The sequence below is a fragment of the Bacillus sp. BB51/4 genome (assembly GCF_008368845.1).
Classification (GTDB): domain Bacteria; phylum Bacillota; class Bacilli; order Bacillales; family Bacillaceae_G; genus Bacillus_A; species Bacillus_A wiedmannii.
The window spans coordinates 311,774-325,354 of record NZ_QOSC01000009.1 but is presented as its reverse complement, the minus strand read 5'-3'; the positions used below and the strand labels follow the sequence as shown (position 1 = coordinate 325,354).

General features: G+C 33.1%; 23 protein-coding genes and 1 pseudogene. 20 read left to right on the top strand and 4 right to left on the bottom strand.

Annotated features, from left to right (window positions below; all coding sequences use genetic code 11):
• The first annotated feature begins 29 nt into the window (after positions 1–29).
• Entirely contained in the window at positions 30–311 is a 282-nt protein-coding gene (locus DN392_RS12930) for a hypothetical protein (protein ID WP_000397706.1), read from the top strand.
• Between the two features lie 29 nt (positions 312–340).
• Here DN392_RS12930 and DN392_RS12925 read toward each other — a convergent pair whose 3' ends face one another.
• Positions 341–631: a DUF3784 domain-containing protein gene (locus tag DN392_RS12925; protein ID WP_000151619.1), complete on the bottom strand. Its 291-nt coding sequence runs from the start codon at positions 629–631 to the stop codon at positions 341–343.
• 117 nt (positions 632–748) lie between these two features.
• Here DN392_RS12925 and DN392_RS12920 point away from each other — a divergent pair, with 117 nt between their 5' ends.
• The 4 genes and pseudogenes from DN392_RS12920 to DN392_RS12905 form a co-directional block, all read left to right on the top strand.
• Complete coding sequence (locus DN392_RS12920) at positions 749–1,030, top strand: MazG nucleotide pyrophosphohydrolase domain-containing protein (protein WP_001028127.1); 282 nt, start codon at positions 749–751, stop codon at positions 1,028–1,030.
• Positions 1,031–1,064: 34 nt separating this feature from the next.
• Positions 1,065–1,802 carry a glycoside hydrolase family 25 protein gene (locus tag DN392_RS12915; RefSeq protein WP_000727828.1) on the top strand — a complete coding sequence of 246 codons (738 nt, stop codon included), beginning with the start codon at positions 1,065–1,067 and terminating at the stop codon, positions 1,800–1,802.
• A 135-nt stretch (positions 1,803–1,937) separates the two neighbouring features.
• A complete protein-coding gene (gene bla2, locus DN392_RS12910; RefSeq protein ID WP_000742464.1) occupies positions 1,938–2,711 on the top strand; it encodes a BcII family subclass B1 metallo-beta-lactamase in 774 nt (257 codons plus the stop codon).
• A gap of 750 nt (positions 2,712–3,461) precedes the next feature.
• Positions 3,462–4,241 (top strand): annotated as a pseudogene (locus tag DN392_RS12905) (anaerobic carbon-monoxide dehydrogenase catalytic subunit); the annotation flags it as partial.
• Between the two features lie 43 nt (positions 4,242–4,284).
• Here DN392_RS12905 and DN392_RS12900 read toward each other — a convergent pair.
• The 3 genes from DN392_RS12900 to DN392_RS12890 form a co-directional block, all read right to left on the bottom strand.
• The gene (locus DN392_RS12900) at positions 4,285–5,448 is read right to left on the bottom strand and encodes a site-specific integrase (protein ID WP_149238064.1); all 1,164 of its coding nucleotides are present in this window, start codon (positions 5,446–5,448) and stop codon (positions 4,285–4,287) included.
• Between the two features lie 66 nt (positions 5,449–5,514).
• Positions 5,515–5,940: an ImmA/IrrE family metallo-endopeptidase gene (locus DN392_RS12895; RefSeq protein ID WP_149238058.1), complete on the bottom strand. Its 426-nt coding sequence runs from the start codon at positions 5,938–5,940 to the stop codon at positions 5,515–5,517.
• Between the two features lie 15 nt (positions 5,941–5,955).
• A complete protein-coding gene (locus DN392_RS12890; protein WP_149238057.1) occupies positions 5,956–6,378 on the bottom strand; it encodes a helix-turn-helix domain-containing protein in 423 nt (140 codons plus the stop codon).
• A gap of 270 nt (positions 6,379–6,648) precedes the next feature.
• Here DN392_RS12890 and DN392_RS12885 point away from each other — a divergent pair, with 270 nt between their 5' ends.
• The 15 genes from DN392_RS12885 to DN392_RS12815 all read left to right on the top strand — a co-directional run bounded on the left by DN392_RS12885 (position 6,649) and on the right by DN392_RS12815 (position 13,399).
• Positions 6,649–6,834: a helix-turn-helix domain-containing protein gene (locus DN392_RS12885; RefSeq protein WP_149238056.1), complete on the top strand. Its 186-nt coding sequence runs from the start codon at positions 6,649–6,651 to the stop codon at positions 6,832–6,834.
• Positions 6,834–7,106: a DUF771 domain-containing protein gene (locus DN392_RS12880; RefSeq protein WP_149238055.1), complete on the top strand. Its 273-nt coding sequence runs from the start codon at positions 6,834–6,836 to the stop codon at positions 7,104–7,106. Before DN392_RS12885 ends, DN392_RS12880 begins: the two co-directional genes overlap by 1 nt.
• A 13-nt stretch (positions 7,107–7,119) precedes the next feature.
• Positions 7,120–7,275, top strand: coding sequence for a DUF6906 family protein (locus tag DN392_RS30385; protein ID WP_179955924.1), 156 nt, complete (start codon positions 7,120–7,122; stop codon positions 7,273–7,275).
• 16 nt (positions 7,276–7,291) lie between these two features.
• Positions 7,292–8,056, top strand: coding sequence for an ORF6C domain-containing protein (locus DN392_RS12875; RefSeq protein ID WP_149238054.1), 765 nt, complete (start codon positions 7,292–7,294; stop codon positions 8,054–8,056).
• 11 nt (positions 8,057–8,067) lie between these two features.
• Positions 8,068–8,256, top strand: a complete 189-nt coding sequence (locus tag DN392_RS12870) for a hypothetical protein (protein ID WP_149238053.1) — start codon at positions 8,068–8,070, stop codon at positions 8,254–8,256.
• Between the two features lie 26 nt (positions 8,257–8,282).
• Complete coding sequence (locus tag DN392_RS12865; protein WP_149238052.1) at positions 8,283–8,717, top strand: replication terminator protein; 435 nt, start codon at positions 8,283–8,285, stop codon at positions 8,715–8,717.
• An 18-nt stretch (positions 8,718–8,735) separates the two neighbouring features.
• Entirely contained in the window at positions 8,736–9,449 is a 714-nt protein-coding gene (locus DN392_RS12860; RefSeq protein WP_149238051.1) for a hypothetical protein, read from the top strand.
• A gap of 147 nt (positions 9,450–9,596) precedes the next feature.
• Positions 9,597–9,935 carry a hypothetical protein gene (locus DN392_RS12850; RefSeq protein ID WP_149238049.1) on the top strand — a complete coding sequence of 113 codons (339 nt, stop codon included), beginning with the start codon at positions 9,597–9,599 and terminating at the stop codon, positions 9,933–9,935.
• 93 nt (positions 9,936–10,028) lie between these two features.
• Positions 10,029–10,943 carry a DnaD domain protein gene (locus DN392_RS12845; protein ID WP_149238048.1) on the top strand — a complete coding sequence of 305 codons (915 nt, stop codon included), beginning with the start codon at positions 10,029–10,031 and terminating at the stop codon, positions 10,941–10,943.
• A gap of 11 nt (positions 10,944–10,954) precedes the next feature.
• Complete coding sequence (locus tag DN392_RS12840; protein WP_098849651.1) at positions 10,955–11,428, top strand: hypothetical protein; 474 nt, start codon at positions 10,955–10,957, stop codon at positions 11,426–11,428.
• Positions 11,428–11,862, top strand: coding sequence for a hypothetical protein (locus DN392_RS12835; RefSeq protein WP_179955923.1), 435 nt, complete (start codon positions 11,428–11,430; stop codon positions 11,860–11,862). Before DN392_RS12840 ends, DN392_RS12835 begins: the two co-directional genes overlap by 1 nt.
• 30 nt (positions 11,863–11,892) lie before the next feature.
• On the top strand, positions 11,893–12,081 hold the full coding sequence (gene fbpA / locus DN392_RS12830) for a Fur-regulated basic protein FbpA (RefSeq protein WP_149238063.1): 189 nt from the start codon (positions 11,893–11,895) through the stop codon (positions 12,079–12,081).
• Positions 12,082–12,108: 27 nt separating this feature from the next.
• Positions 12,109–12,408, top strand: a complete 300-nt coding sequence (locus DN392_RS12825) for a hypothetical protein (RefSeq protein ID WP_098849648.1) — start codon at positions 12,109–12,111, stop codon at positions 12,406–12,408.
• A gap of 444 nt (positions 12,409–12,852) precedes the next feature.
• A complete protein-coding gene (locus DN392_RS12820; RefSeq protein WP_098849661.1) occupies positions 12,853–12,975 on the top strand; it encodes a DUF3983 domain-containing protein in 123 nt (40 codons plus the stop codon).
• A 37-nt stretch (positions 12,976–13,012) separates the two neighbouring features.
• On the top strand, positions 13,013–13,399 hold the full coding sequence (locus tag DN392_RS12815) for a hypothetical protein (protein ID WP_098849647.1): 387 nt from the start codon (positions 13,013–13,015) through the stop codon (positions 13,397–13,399).
• Positions 13,400–13,581: the final 182 nt, after the last annotated feature.

The following is a 13,581-nucleotide window of genomic DNA, read 5'->3' as shown; positions in this document are numbered from 1 at the left end:
CAAATGAAAGCTAATGAGGAGGAATAGTCATGGAATTTTGGATGATCATACCGATAGCGGTCTTTGGATTTATTTATATTGCTGAAAAATTAAATAGAATCGAAAAGAAAACGGATGCCCGTTTAAAGAGGATGGAAGATAGATTACAGCTAATTTCGAAAGAAATGGGAATTGTAGATAGAGAACCTGAAATTAATAAAGAGTTGCGTCAGCTTATGGAAGAAGGTAAAACAGTTACAGCAGTTAAGAGAGTAAGAGAGGCTTTTGGGTTTTCTTTACTAGAAGCGAAGCAATATGTCGATAAATTATAAAAAAGATCATCCGATTGGATGGTCTTTTTTCATTGTACCATACGTGTATTTACATAAGCAGCGATTATAACGTGGCCAATTATAATGATAGGAAATAAGATTTTGACATTAGGAGTAGTGAAGACACTACCAATTGTGGCGATAATACCAGCAGTTAAATTATAAAGACCAACTATTTTTGATAACTTACCTTTATCTGGCACACGGCGTTCATTGAATCCTGATAAGAGCCAAGTGTATTGTTTAACTCCGATGAAATAGGCTAGTGCAAATGAAATGATTGCTAGTATGAATAATGATGGGGAAGCGAAGATAGTCATTGAAAACACCTCCGTTAAAGGGCTATAAATAAATTATAGTATGAATGTTATAATTTAACAAAATAGATTTTAAGTGTAATAGAAAAACGGAGTATTTATCATGAAGGGAGATTAAGTATGAATATTGTGGAATTCCAGAGATATGTATCAAATTTCAGTAAAGAAAAAGGATTTAAAGATACAACCATTGAAGAGCGTACGATGTATACGATGGCGGAATTGGGTGAATTAGCGGAAGTGATATTAAAGCGTGATAAAATACAAGATTCGAAAAGAGAGATTGGCTTAGAAATGTTTGATGTAATTTGGAATGTATGTGATTTAGCAAATAAGTTAGAAATTGATTTAGATAAGGCATTTGAAGAAAAAATGATGATTAATAAAAAACGTGAATGGTAAGTGGAATATTAATGTGTAAAGATGGGGGATACGAATGAAAAAGAAGCTTATTATAGGAGGAGTCTTTACCTTAATTAGTGTAATGAGTGTTTTCGCCTACTTAGTATTTCAAGGCATATTTATTCCGAATCAAATAAGTTCGGATAAGTATGAAATAAAAGGTGTAGATGTTGCATCATATCAAGGGGATATAGATTGGAGAGAGTTGGAAAAGCAAAATATGAAGTTTGCGTTTATAAAGGCTACTGAAGGAAGCGCGTTTGTGGATAAGTACTTTTCGAAAAATTGGACGAATGCGAATAAGACAGGTATGCGCGTCGGAGCGTATCATTTTTTTAGTTTTGATAGTAAGGGTGAAACACAAGCAGAGCAATATATACGAACTGTTCCAAAATATAAACAAGCATTGCCACCCGTAATTGATGTTGAGTTTTACGCTAATAAAAAAGATAATCCGCCTAAGCGTGAAGATGTTGCGAAAGAGTTGTCGGTCATGATTGAAATGCTAGAAAAACATTACGGTAAGAAAGTAATATTGTATGCAACTCAAGAGGCATATGATCTGTATATAAAGGATGCGTATCCCCAATGTGATATATGGATTCGTAGTGTCTTTACAAAACCGAGTTTATCTGATGAGAGAAAATGGACGTTTTGGCAATACACGAATCGCGGGAGATTAAATGGTTATAATGGAAAAGAGAAGTATATTGATTTGAATGTATTTTATGGGAATGAGGAAGAGTTTGAGAATTATGGAATAAAAGGTTAAGTTTTAAAGCGCACAAAATTTTGTGCGCTTTTTATTAATGGTATGAAAAATATGTAAAAAAGATGGAACAAACATTTGAGATGAATTGTCTAATATAGGTAATAACTATTTCGTTTGAAAGAAAGGGTGGAGAAAATGAAAAAGAATACATTATTAAAATTAGGGGTATGTGTTAGTTTGCTAGGAACAACTCAATTTGTTAGTACAGTTTCTTCTGTGAAAGCGGAACAAAAGCTAGAGCAAAAAGTAATAAAAAATGAGACAGGAACTATTTCAATTTCTCAGTTAAACAAAAATGTATGGGTTCATACGGAGTTAGGTTATTTTAACGGAGAAGCAGTTCCTTCGAACGGTCTAGTTCTTACTACTTCAAAAGGCTTAGTACTTATCGATTCTTCTTGGGATGATAAGTTAACGAAGGAATTAATAGAGATGGTAGAAAAGAAATTTAAGCAGCGCGTAACGGATGTCATTATTACACATGCGCATGCTGATCGAATTGGCGGAATAAAAACGTTGAAAGAAAGAGGCATTAAAGCGCATAGTACGGCATTAACTGCGGAATTAGCAAAGAAAAATGGATATGAAGAGCCACTTGGAGATTTACAAACAATTACGAAATTAAAGTTTGAAAATATGAAAGTAGAAACGTTTTATCCAGGGAAAGGACATACAGAAGATAATATCGTTGTATGGTTACCGCAATATAACATTTTAGCTGGAGGTTGTTTAGTGAAATCTGCGGAAGCTAAAAATTTAGGGAATGTCGCTGATGCCTATGTAAATGAATGGTCTACATCGATTGAAAATGTGCTGAAGCGATATGGGAACATAAATGCAGTAGTGCCTGGTCATGGAGAAGTAGGGGACAGAGGGTTACTTTTACATACATTGGATTTGTTGAAATAAGAAATTATGGGAATATAAAAGCGAGGAGAAACAATTTTCTCCTCGCTTTCTTCTAGCTATATTTAAATGCGAAGCTATCAATTATGCCTGCATACGTTACTGAGATTTTAATTCCAAGTATACAAATACCAGTACCGTCATAATTGCTATAACAACGTAAGTAATATCGAGCATTATAAGTGTTTTTAAAGTTTCAGTCATCCTAATTCACCCCTGGTATGAAAATATAACATAATCTCTTATCAATCAGATCAGAGATTATAAAGATAACAATGTACATGAAATTTCTTAAGTAGATTCTATATAAATATATCATATAAAAAATGTAAACATTGTAAAGATAGTGTAAATATATTGTAAAAAAAGTGATTTTTCATAAAATCCTTAATCAAAAAATTGATAGTTCTTCAAAACGAAAAAACGCTATTCTTTCTGTTGAATGATAAAAAGAAAGAATAGCGTTTTTGTATGTCTATTTCTGTTTGCTTAAGAGATTTATAGTACGAAATTTTCATTTCGTACTATGAACTAGAAAGTTAAATATGTAATTCAGTAATAGTCTAGCTATTTGAAAACTTTAACAACAGGATTATGTAATGGTTTTTTTTTTGGGTGCCAATAAAAATATTATGTAAACAATATAAATTGTCACAAATTTATACATATTATTGTGATTGATATCACATCCTTTTTTCCTAATGGGTATTATGCTTGATTTGTAAGGAATGATTGGGAGAGGGTGGGATGATAATGTTTTGTTATCAATGTGAACAAACGCCAACAGGTGGATGTAAAGTGATGGGTGTTTGCGGTAAAAATGAAACAATTGCAAGTTTACAAGATACGATTGTGTTTGGGCTAAAAGGAATTGCAGCTTATCGTACGCATGCTGCTCAGCTAGGGTATACTGATGCATTTGTAGATGCTACAACGCAAGAAGCACTGTATATGACATTAACCAATTCTAACTTTAATGAACAAGAACATATTGATATGGCTATGAAAGTAGGGAGATCGGCTTTACGAGTAATGGAGTTGTTAGATGAGGCACATACGAATCACTTTGGTGTTCCAGAGCCTGTTCAAATTACACAAAACCATGTAGAAGGTAAAGCAATTGTAGTTACTGGTCATAATTTATTTGCGTTAGAAGAGTTATTAAAGCAAACAGAAGGAAAAGAAATTAATATTTATACGCATTCTGAAATGTTACCAGCACACGGTTATCCGCAGCTGAAAAAATATAAACATTTAAAAGGAAACATTGGTAAGGCATGGTATGATCAACGACGTCTTTTTGAAAAATTTACAGGTGCTATATTAGCGACAACGAACTGTGTTATGCCAATTAAAGGATCATACTCTGATCGATTTTTTTCATATGATATTGCAGGTTTAGAGGGTGTACAAAAAATTGAAAATGATGATTTTGCACCGTTGATTCAAAAGGCGCTAGAACTTCCAGAAGTACATATGGAGTCGGATGAACAGTTAGTAACAGGGTTTCATCATAATACAGTATTATCATTATATAGGGTTATATCCCTCTATTTCAAGCGGTTTGTATATTTTATCAAAACCGCTCGCCCACAATTTGCCCACGTGATTTTAAAAATTCATCGTATTGATTTACTGCGGTTACTTCCATAGATTGTGTTACATGTAGATAAACATCCGCTGTCATGTTGATAGTGGAATGCCCCAGACGTTCAGAAACATATTTTAGATTTGCTCCACTTTGTAGCAGATGAACAGCATGTGTATGCCTGAAACCATGCAATTTAATAAATTCAAATTTACCCTTTTTGCATGTTTCTTTTAAAAATATTAGCGCTGTAGCTCGCAATATACAAGAGTTATCTTCATTGGCAAATACAAAGCTATAATCCTCGTAATATTTCCCATTCCTTAAAGTATTCTTAGCTTGTTCTATTTTCACCTGCTTTAAAAGTGCCAAAGTAGAATCATCCAGAGTAAGTGTCCTGATACTACCTTTATTCTTAGGTGGTCCGAATTTAATAGGTTGATTTCTATGTGTGGTGATTAATGTTTTGTTGATATAGACATGTTTTTTATCAAATTCTATATCATCCCATTGTAAAGCCAGACATTCTCCAATTCGTAGACCAGTTCTCGACAAAAACATATATAGGGAATAATATTTAAAAGAAGCCTGTTCATTCAAAACATAGTCCAAGAATGCTTTTAATTCATCTATGTCAAAACATTTAATTTCTGCTCGTTTGTCGATTACTTGATGTTCTTTGATACTAATTTTATTTGTAGGATTTTTAGTGAGAATTTCTAGTTCATAAACTGCCATTTCTAATGCATTGTGCATTGTAGAGTTAATCTGTGCTACAGTTTTCTTACTGCGTGTCTTTAGAAGGTCATTTATGAATTTTTGATATTTAGCACGAGTCAAATCTTTTAATTTTATATTACTAAATTTAGGTAATATGAACAATCGGATATTCTTTTCGTAATTTGTATACGTTCGTTCAGAAATAGTTCCTTTTTTATAAGTATTTAACCATTCGTACATATAGTCATTAAATGTTATATTATGACTGTTTACATCCACTCCGTTAGCTATTTTTTCTTCAACTTTAGCGGCAGCTAATTGAGCTTCTTTTTTTGTTTTAAATCCACCCTTAGAGGTTTCTTTGTATTTTCCCATCTCTTTGTATCTAATCCGATATTCCCATTTGTCGTTACGTTTTCTAAAACTAGCTATTGTAATCACTCCATTCTATTTTTTGTAAGAATGTTCTTTTTTCGGTGTGAAATTATATAGTGGTTTTCAAATGAATCTTTCCATTTGTTTAGGTATTCCATAATGCTGTAATAATTCTTGTTTGGTTTGTATGTAGTAATCATGATGACTTCCATCTATAAGAAACCTTGTCGCAAAATAATTCGCTTCGGCTTCTATACGGATTTCAGAACAAAGCGATACCTTAGATAATTTTGGTGTATTTTCATTTGGATGAAAGATAGCATGTCCTAATTCGTGAAAGCAGGTGAATACTTGATTTTGATATGAAAGTCGTTCGTTAATATGAATAAAGGGGATACGAGATATTTTGTGATAGTATCCAAAAATATCCCCTAAGTCTTCTGTGATGATAATAATTCCTTTTTCTTCGGCAATTAGATATGGATCTCTGGTATTATATCGTCTAAGTAGTTCGTCTATTTTTAAATTGATTTGTTGTTTTGAGACCAACACGATCCACTCCAATCACTCTTCGTTTCTGTATTTTTTAGGTGTAAATTTCTTTTTAGCCATTTGCTTTCCTAATCTAAGAGAATTTTCTAATGAGACAATTAACAATTGTCTAGTTTCCTCTGACATAGGTTCTGAGTCTTTAGAGAAAGCAAGAGCATCTGATTTACTCATATCTTCTATTAATTCTTCTAATTTCTTTTGTATATCTTTTTCATCCTTCTCGGTAAGTTCCCAATACTCTTTGTTTGTTCTACCTAATAAGTAGTCAACACTTACGTTGAAATAATCTGCTACTAGTTGAAGTTTATCAATAGCAGGTTTTTGAGTTTTCCACTTATACAGTGAATTCTCTCCCATGTTTAGTTGCTTCGCTAAATCAGATAAAGATATACCTTTCTTGTTCGCAAGCTCTTTAATTATGTTGAATGTAGACATTTAAACCACCCTTAATAAAGCTACGAACACTTTTCTATCCAAATGGATACAAAAATATTGACTTTTATCTAATTGGATATTAAACTATGTTCATAAGCTAATTATTTAGCCGTCAAACCATTAGAAATTAAGCCTATATTGCACGTCCCTCAACGTTTAAAAGGCAATTTAATTTGGTTTATTTAGCTATGATTTAATTTTATCTAATCGGATAGAAATAGTCAATAGAAAGCTAAAATATTAGCTAAATGTATAGGAGGAGGTGTCGGTATGGATAAAGCTTTTGGCAAGAAAGTGAAAATGTGGCTATTTGTTAATGAAATGAAACAAGGAGAATTAGCAAAGATGCTTAATGTTTCCGGTCCATATCTCTCTGATATTTTACACGGTAAAAGAGAAGGTAAAAAAGTGAAAGAAAAAATAAATCGAATGTTGGAAAGTGAGGAGATTTGTTAATGGCAGCAACTGTGCAAGTTGTTATTGATGAAACTTACTTGCAAAAAGAAGTTTCTCGTCAAGTTAATGAAAGGTTAGCCGATATGGGAGTTGGTACTTGGTGGGATATGAAAAGACTTCAATATGAAACTAGCCGCAGCTATGACTGGTTAATGGAATATGTAGTTTGTGATCCTCGTGTACAAGAATTTGCGAAACAAAAAAATAATCGTTGGTTGTTTAAGGCAAAAGAAATGAAAGAATTTCTTTCTAAATTTTTTGATGAGCTGTAGGAGGCGAGTGGAATTGAAGAACGGTAAAAATCCAACTAAGAAGGAAAAAACTCAAATCAAATCATACAATCTTAATCCTGATAATTGGTTAATCTTCAAAAAAGTAAGTAATGAATTACATTTGGTACATCAGAATATGAACAAAACTAGGGTTATTCCAAGTTTATAAATAGGAGGAAATTAAAATGAATCAAATAGCTGTAGTGAATGAAATGCCAATACATAATGAGCTGGTATTTGAAAGTAATGGAAAAGTTGTTACAGATAGTTTGCTGGTTGCAGAAGTATTTAATAAACGTCATGACAATGTTATGACTGATATTAAAACTCAAATGGATTATGCAGGGGTAGAATTTTCACTCCTAAATTTTAAGGAGCGAACTTATGAAAATAGAGGACGTCGTTATCCTAAAATCGACCTAACAGAAGAAGCTTTTACATTAGTTGTCATGGGATACAACACAAAAGAAGCTGTTCAAATGAAAATTAAGTTTATTGAAGAATTCAAACGAATGAAACAACACATACAAAATCAGCAAAAAGTACCAAAAGATCCAATGAGTGTTTTGAAATTAACGTTTGAAGCCTTGGAAGGACAAGCCCAAGAAATTCAGCATATTAAATCTGATGTAAAGGACTTACGTGAAAATGCTCCTTTATATGCTATCGAATGTGATGAAGTATCAAAGGCTGTAAGAAAGTTAGGCGTTCTTTTAATAGGCGGTAAAGGATCTAATGCTTATCAGGATGTCAGTCTTAGAAAGAAAGTATATAGCGATATTTATAGTCAATTACATAGAGAGTTTGGGATTAGTAGTTATAAAGCTATAAAACGCCATCATTTAGATAGAGCTATTCAAATTATAAATGAAGAATATTCACTTCCAACCATTTTAGATGAAGAAATTACAGCTACAAATGCACAAATAAATATGACGGAAGTTCAGTAGGAGGAGAAAGCATGCAACAAAAGATTTTAGTGATTACTAGTAATTTCGCGGGTTTTCCAGGGATTAGCGAATTCGACACAAAAGAAGCTGCAAAAGAAGAAGTTAAAAAGTTGATTAAAAAAGGAATCAGCCCAAAGTTAATCCGTGTAACACAAGAGATTCCTATGAATATCGATATTCAAGTGGATGTTGAATTTTAATAAGAAAGGTTTAGGTGAGAGAAGAAATGGAAGTCATGATTGATTTAAATACGTTTGCTGATGGTGCGCTTGCTGAAAGGTTTCATCAAGAGTTTGAGCGCGTAATGGAAAATATGGCGGATTTAAATACTGATCCGAAAAAAGCAAGAAAGATTGTTTTAACACTTTCGTTTGCTGGTGATAAAAAGCGTGATGTATGGAATTGTCAGGTTCAAGCAACTTCGAAACTAGCACCAACGGAAGCGGTAGAGTCTAAGATTCTATTAGATATGGACCAAAACGGAAATTTAGTTGGTCAAGAGTTAGCTTCTGGAATCCAAGGGCAGTTTTATATGGATCTACAGGGTGATGTGAAAACAGATGTTGGACAACCTGTAGCAGAAGTAGAAGAGTTAGAACAAAATAAAGCTGCTGAGAAGCAAACAGTAGTAATCGATTATTTGAAAACTAAATCCAATTAAGAAAAGGGGAAATAAAAAATGACTATGACAAGAGATGCAATTGATAAAGTATTAGAGATTGGAACAATTAAAACACACGAAATCGGTGAACAGACATATTCAACACAACGATTACACCTTGTGCAAGAACCAACACCTGCAGAAGTTGTTGTACGTAGTTTATCTGGTTTGGTAGGTTATGTGAAATCAGAATTTGATACTGCAGAGCCTTTGATGATCCATATTGAAAATCCAACAACGGTAAGTTGCTTTACTGCAGTTAATGGAGATAAGGCTAGAAGTACATATATTCAAGCACAAGCATCCATTCCACGTTTTAATTTTGGAAGCTTTTATGATAGAGAAGAATTTAATATTGCATTGCAATCAGGATTTGTACAAAACAATCATCGAGACATCGTTTTACAGGTAGTAGGTACTGTCGTAGAAAATGATGTGAAGGAAATTGGAGATGATGGTGTATCACAAGCTGTAACTGTGAAAACAGGAGTTGCTAGTAGAGGGAATGCGAAAGTACCGAATCCAGTTCAATTAAGCCCATATAGAACATTTGTTGAAGTAGAACAACCGGAAAGTAGGTTTGTATTTAGAATGCGTGAAGGTGCACGTTGCGGTTTGTTTGAAGCCGATGGTGGGGCTTGGAAGTTAGAAGCAATGAATAACATTAAAGAGTACTTAAACAACGAACTAGCACAAGAAATAGAGTCTAAAAAGGTGTTTGTATTAGCCTAATGGACATTACAGCAGTAGAAAGTACAACGAATGTCTGCATCTTCGGATTAGGGATAGTGATACTTGCGTATGGAATTTATAAAGGCGGTACTTTCATTGAACAAAAGTTTGATGAAAGTGATCGTCTTGAAAGAGAGAGATTAAATAATGGGGACAGAAAACAGAGTACTTCCAGAACATCTAGAAAAAGCTATGAAATTAGAAGAAGAGCGTAGGGAAAGTATACAAAATCAGCAGTTTTTATATAAACAAATGGAACAAGCGAATCGAAACGGTGACAAGAATGTTTATTATGAGCTACATGAATTATACCAAAAAGAAACCGGACGATATTTAGAAGTATCAAAAGAGTTATCAGCTATGTACTTTAAGAAGTTGAAGAATGATTCCTCTAAGAAGAGCAAAGATGTTCTAGATGTAGCAGATCGCTTAGAAAAAGTAGGTGGAAGAAAAGAAGTTGTTGAAGCGATTCGAAGAAATGCATAAGAAAAGAACCCGCTGCAACGGGTCCTAAAGTAAAAACAACAATATGTATTATAGCAATTAAATGATTTTTTGCAAACAGGAGAGGTAGGGAATATGGGAATTGTAAGAGTAGAAAAGAACAAAAATTATTCTGTCGTAAATAATACCGGTTTAAGAGACGAAAGGCTTTCATGGAAAGCGAAAGGTATTTTAGCGTATATCCTTACACTTCCGGATGATTGGGTATTTTATAGAGAAGAGTTAGCTACACATGCGAAAGATGGTCTGGATAGTTTAAGAAGTGGCATGAAAGAGTTGAAAGAATACGGATATTTACAACGACTTCCAATTAGAAACGATAAAAATAAAATTGTCAGTTGGGAAACAGTAATTCATGAAGTTCCACAAGTGGAGCCACTGGCGGATTTTCCACCAGTGGAAGAGCCACCAGTGGAAAAACCACCGGTGGAAAATCCGCCGGTGGGAAATCCCGAGCTACTAAATACTAATATACCAAGTACTAATAAACTAAATACTAATATACCAAATACTAATCATCATCATGATGATAAGGATGAATCAAAATCACATGTATTAGTCGATGAAGAGTTTAAAATCAGTTACAACTTTTTAAGAGAGAAAGGCATTCCTTTAAGTGAAATTGCAATTACGGAATTAGGAGAGTTTTGTGATTTGTTTGGTCGTGAGTTAATTCTACATGCGACAAATAAAGCAATTGACGAAAATGCACCTAAATGGAATTACATAAAAGCAATATTGAAGAATTGGCAAAAGCAAAAAGTAAAAACGTTAGATGATGTCGCTGCGTTAGATAGACGTTTTGAAATGAATAAGAACAGGAAATCTAATAGATCGGGTGCAGGTCATTCGAATAGAAAAGAAATGGTTCCAGATTGGTTACGTGAAGATGTTGAACCAACTAAAAAAGAATTAGAAAAACAAAACTTACAATCTACTGATAAAGAACGTGAGAGATTGCAAGAAGTATTAAACAAATATAAATCATAGGAGTGATTTACATGTTAGATATCTTTGCTGATGTAGGGGAATGGTGTGATATTTGCGGTAATTCTATTCCGCCTACTGATGAAAGAAATATGTACATTGATGGTTTAGAGAAAACATTGTGTAAAAGTTGTAGTGGACAAATAGAGCAAACGTTAAAAGTAATAGATTTTCGCTTGATTTGCGATTTGCTAAAGGAATTAATAAGAGGGTTTGGGCGTGATAAGGTCCGTCAATTCAATTTAGTAACTGCAGAAAGATACGTTATTGAAAATGAAGTGGTTCTAACTATAGAAAAACGTGGTGGCAAGTTTAATCAAGAACCTTTAGGCGAATTTGTATCACTATCTACTCAAGAGTTAATTACAGTCGTTGAATTTCTAAAGAGAAAAATTAATCCTCATTTATGGATGAATGCTGTGATGGGAAATGTTTTGGAACGAAAAATGATTATTACATTAGGACAAGCAGAATGGAGCGAGAATTAATGAACTTACAAATAGCAAATCAAAAAGAAATTAAAGGGCAATGGGTTATTTGTGAAATGGAAGATGGACCACAAATTACAAAGGTTGAAAAAGCTGTTAACAATAACGTTCGTAATAAATTGGCTCTATGGGGATTTTGGCAAAGTGAAGGTTCAATTAAAGGGGAATGGGGATTCAATCATATAGATCAGTGCCGTTTAGCTACTGCAGAAGAAATTGATATGGAAAGTTGGCGTGAAGTATTTAGACGTAAAGGAAGAGTTCCAGGGAAGTTTATTACAGGTGACTGGGTAACGGATGATGTAAATGCACTAACAGTACTATATCAAGATGATGACATTGTAACAGTAGGTGTTGTTAATTCTACTAAAACATATCAAGTTGCTGCAGAAGAGTTAGAACCATTGTTTTTTAAAGAAGATATGGCAGGGTGAAGCGAATTGTTTTCACTTTCAATATTTTCCATGTTGGTAATTATGATTGTTTTTAGGACGTTAGATAGATACCAGTTTAAGAAACAAAAAGTGATATTCCAATTAATAGATAAACATCAAATATATAAAGCTAATGATGGCAGACAATTATATGAACTATCTATGAAGGAATTACTAGATTTGTTGGGTGAGCAAAATAGTAATTTTAATAGATTTTGAATTTTTATTAAGAAAGGGAGAATGGAAATGTCCTTAGTGGAGAATTTGAAAGAAATACAAGAAAAAGCCATTGATGAAAAAGTATTGGAATTTGCAGAGGAAATGGAAGCTGCAATAATCGAAAGTGCTGGAAAGGGATATTCAGGTTATAAGTATCAAATTCGTTATGATGACCCAGATAAGCATATGATGCTTTCGAAAATTTTTATAGAAAAGTTACAAGAATTGGTGGACGGTGTGAAAGTTGAATTTAAGAAAGAAGAAAGGAAGAGCCTTTTAGGTGGATCTTACTACGAACATTACATTCATTTTAAGTGGAATGACTAATTTTTAATAAAAAAGCTATTTTAATTCTATCTTCTGAAAAATGACTCTTCAGATTAAGAGAAAACTAAGGCGTTTTTCAATCCTAATACAATTTATCATGCGAATGTTAAAACGTCTTAGAAAGGAAAATGAACGGTTTTATGAGATTTATAGTTTCTTAGTAGAAAGGTAGGTGTGAAAATGTTTGATGATTTGGAAGAACAAATAATATTGGTGTTAAATGAACGGGATGAAGACAAGAAAAGGGAAATGGTTCAAGAAATCATGAACAGTCCAGAAATGGAACAGTTCAATATTATGATGAAGGATTTATGGGATTCTGTTACTAATTTTATTAAAATACTTTTGGATCATATAAGAGAAATAGTACGAGCGGTAAAAAAATATCAACGTATTAATTCATTTAGAAGACAACGGATTAAACATAGAAGGAGAGTGAGTAACATGAGTAATCATAAGAAAAAGAAATTAAAGAAACATCTTGCTAAACGTGCAAAAGCCGTTGATAAATACCAAACTGATAAATCATGGAGAAACATCTTTGTAAAAGCTGGTATTGTGAATTAGATTGTGGAAGATCCAAAGAAAGTAGGTGAATCATCATTTGTTTGACTGGCTGAAAGACTATCAGAAATTAGAGGAACGAATCGCATACTTAGATTACAACTTAGACAAAACAAAAGCTGAATTAAAACGCTGGGTCAGTGGTGATTTGCGAGAGGTGCGTTTAACCGCTGAATCGGAAGGTGCAAAGGTAGAAGAACGTATTGAAACGATTGAATATGAATTAGCATATAAGATGAATGAAGTGTATGATTTAAAGTATTTGATTAATAAGTTTACAGGATTAGAAAATCGAATACTAAAAATGAAATATGTGGACGGAATGACTTTAGAACAAATAGCTTTTGATTTGCATTATAGTACAGGCTATATCCGACGTAAGCATGCTGAAATAAAAAAGATTGTCAAGTTTCTAGATGAATTTTAATGTTACCTTTTTGTAGGTTACATGTGGTGTACAGAAACCATTGAAAAAATGATTTATAGTAGTAATATAAGGTTTCCACGAAAGGGCAACTATTTTATGGTTGCTCTTTTTGTTGTGAAAGAAGGTGAGTGTCATGAAGTAATTTTATAGAAAAATGGGCATTTAGCAGTTAGATGTACTTA

What these genes read in the sequence shown, in the direction of transcription:
- DN392_RS12925 (WP_000151619.1), bottom strand. Translation starts at nt 631, where the DNA reads ATGACTATCTTCGCTTCCCCATCATTATTCATACTAGCAATCATTTCA.
- DN392_RS12850 (WP_149238049.1), top strand. Translation starts at nt 9,597, where the DNA reads ATGGGGACAGAAAACAGAGTACTTCCAGAACATCTAGAAAAAGCTATG.
- DN392_RS12860 (WP_149238051.1), top strand. Translation starts at nt 8,736, where the DNA reads ATGACTATGACAAGAGATGCAATTGATAAAGTATTAGAGATTGGAACA.
- DN392_RS12845 (WP_149238048.1), top strand. Translation starts at nt 10,029, where the DNA reads ATGGGAATTGTAAGAGTAGAAAAGAACAAAAATTATTCTGTCGTAAAT.
- DN392_RS12920 (WP_001028127.1), top strand. Translation starts at nt 749, where the DNA reads ATGAATATTGTGGAATTCCAGAGATATGTATCAAATTTCAGTAAAGAA.
- DN392_RS12870 (WP_149238053.1), top strand. Translation starts at nt 8,068, where the DNA reads ATGCAACAAAAGATTTTAGTGATTACTAGTAATTTCGCGGGTTTTCCA.
- DN392_RS12915 (WP_000727828.1), top strand. Translation starts at nt 1,065, where the DNA reads ATGAAAAAGAAGCTTATTATAGGAGGAGTCTTTACCTTAATTAGTGTA.
- DN392_RS12840 (WP_098849651.1), top strand. Translation starts at nt 10,955, where the DNA reads ATGTTAGATATCTTTGCTGATGTAGGGGAATGGTGTGATATTTGCGGT.
- DN392_RS12825 (WP_098849648.1), top strand. Translation starts at nt 12,109, where the DNA reads ATGTCCTTAGTGGAGAATTTGAAAGAAATACAAGAAAAAGCCATTGAT.
- bla2 (WP_000742464.1), top strand. Translation starts at nt 1,938, where the DNA reads ATGAAAAAGAATACATTATTAAAATTAGGGGTATGTGTTAGTTTGCTA.
- DN392_RS12820 (WP_098849661.1), top strand. Translation starts at nt 12,853, where the DNA reads ATGAGTAATCATAAGAAAAAGAAATTAAAGAAACATCTTGCTAAACGT.
- fbpA (WP_149238063.1), top strand. Translation starts at nt 11,893, where the DNA reads ATGTTGGTAATTATGATTGTTTTTAGGACGTTAGATAGATACCAGTTT.
- DN392_RS12865 (WP_149238052.1), top strand. Translation starts at nt 8,283, where the DNA reads ATGGAAGTCATGATTGATTTAAATACGTTTGCTGATGGTGCGCTTGCT.
- DN392_RS12930 (WP_000397706.1), top strand. Translation starts at nt 30, where the DNA reads ATGGAATTTTGGATGATCATACCGATAGCGGTCTTTGGATTTATTTAT.
- DN392_RS12875 (WP_149238054.1), top strand. Translation starts at nt 7,292, where the DNA reads ATGAATCAAATAGCTGTAGTGAATGAAATGCCAATACATAATGAGCTG.
- DN392_RS12890 (WP_149238057.1), bottom strand. Translation starts at nt 6,378, where the DNA reads ATGTCTACATTCAACATAATTAAAGAGCTTGCGAACAAGAAAGGTATA.
- DN392_RS12885 (WP_149238056.1), top strand. Translation starts at nt 6,649, where the DNA reads ATGGATAAAGCTTTTGGCAAGAAAGTGAAAATGTGGCTATTTGTTAAT.
- DN392_RS12880 (WP_149238055.1), top strand. Translation starts at nt 6,834, where the DNA reads ATGGCAGCAACTGTGCAAGTTGTTATTGATGAAACTTACTTGCAAAAA.
- DN392_RS12835 (WP_179955923.1), top strand. Translation starts at nt 11,428, where the DNA reads ATGAACTTACAAATAGCAAATCAAAAAGAAATTAAAGGGCAATGGGTT.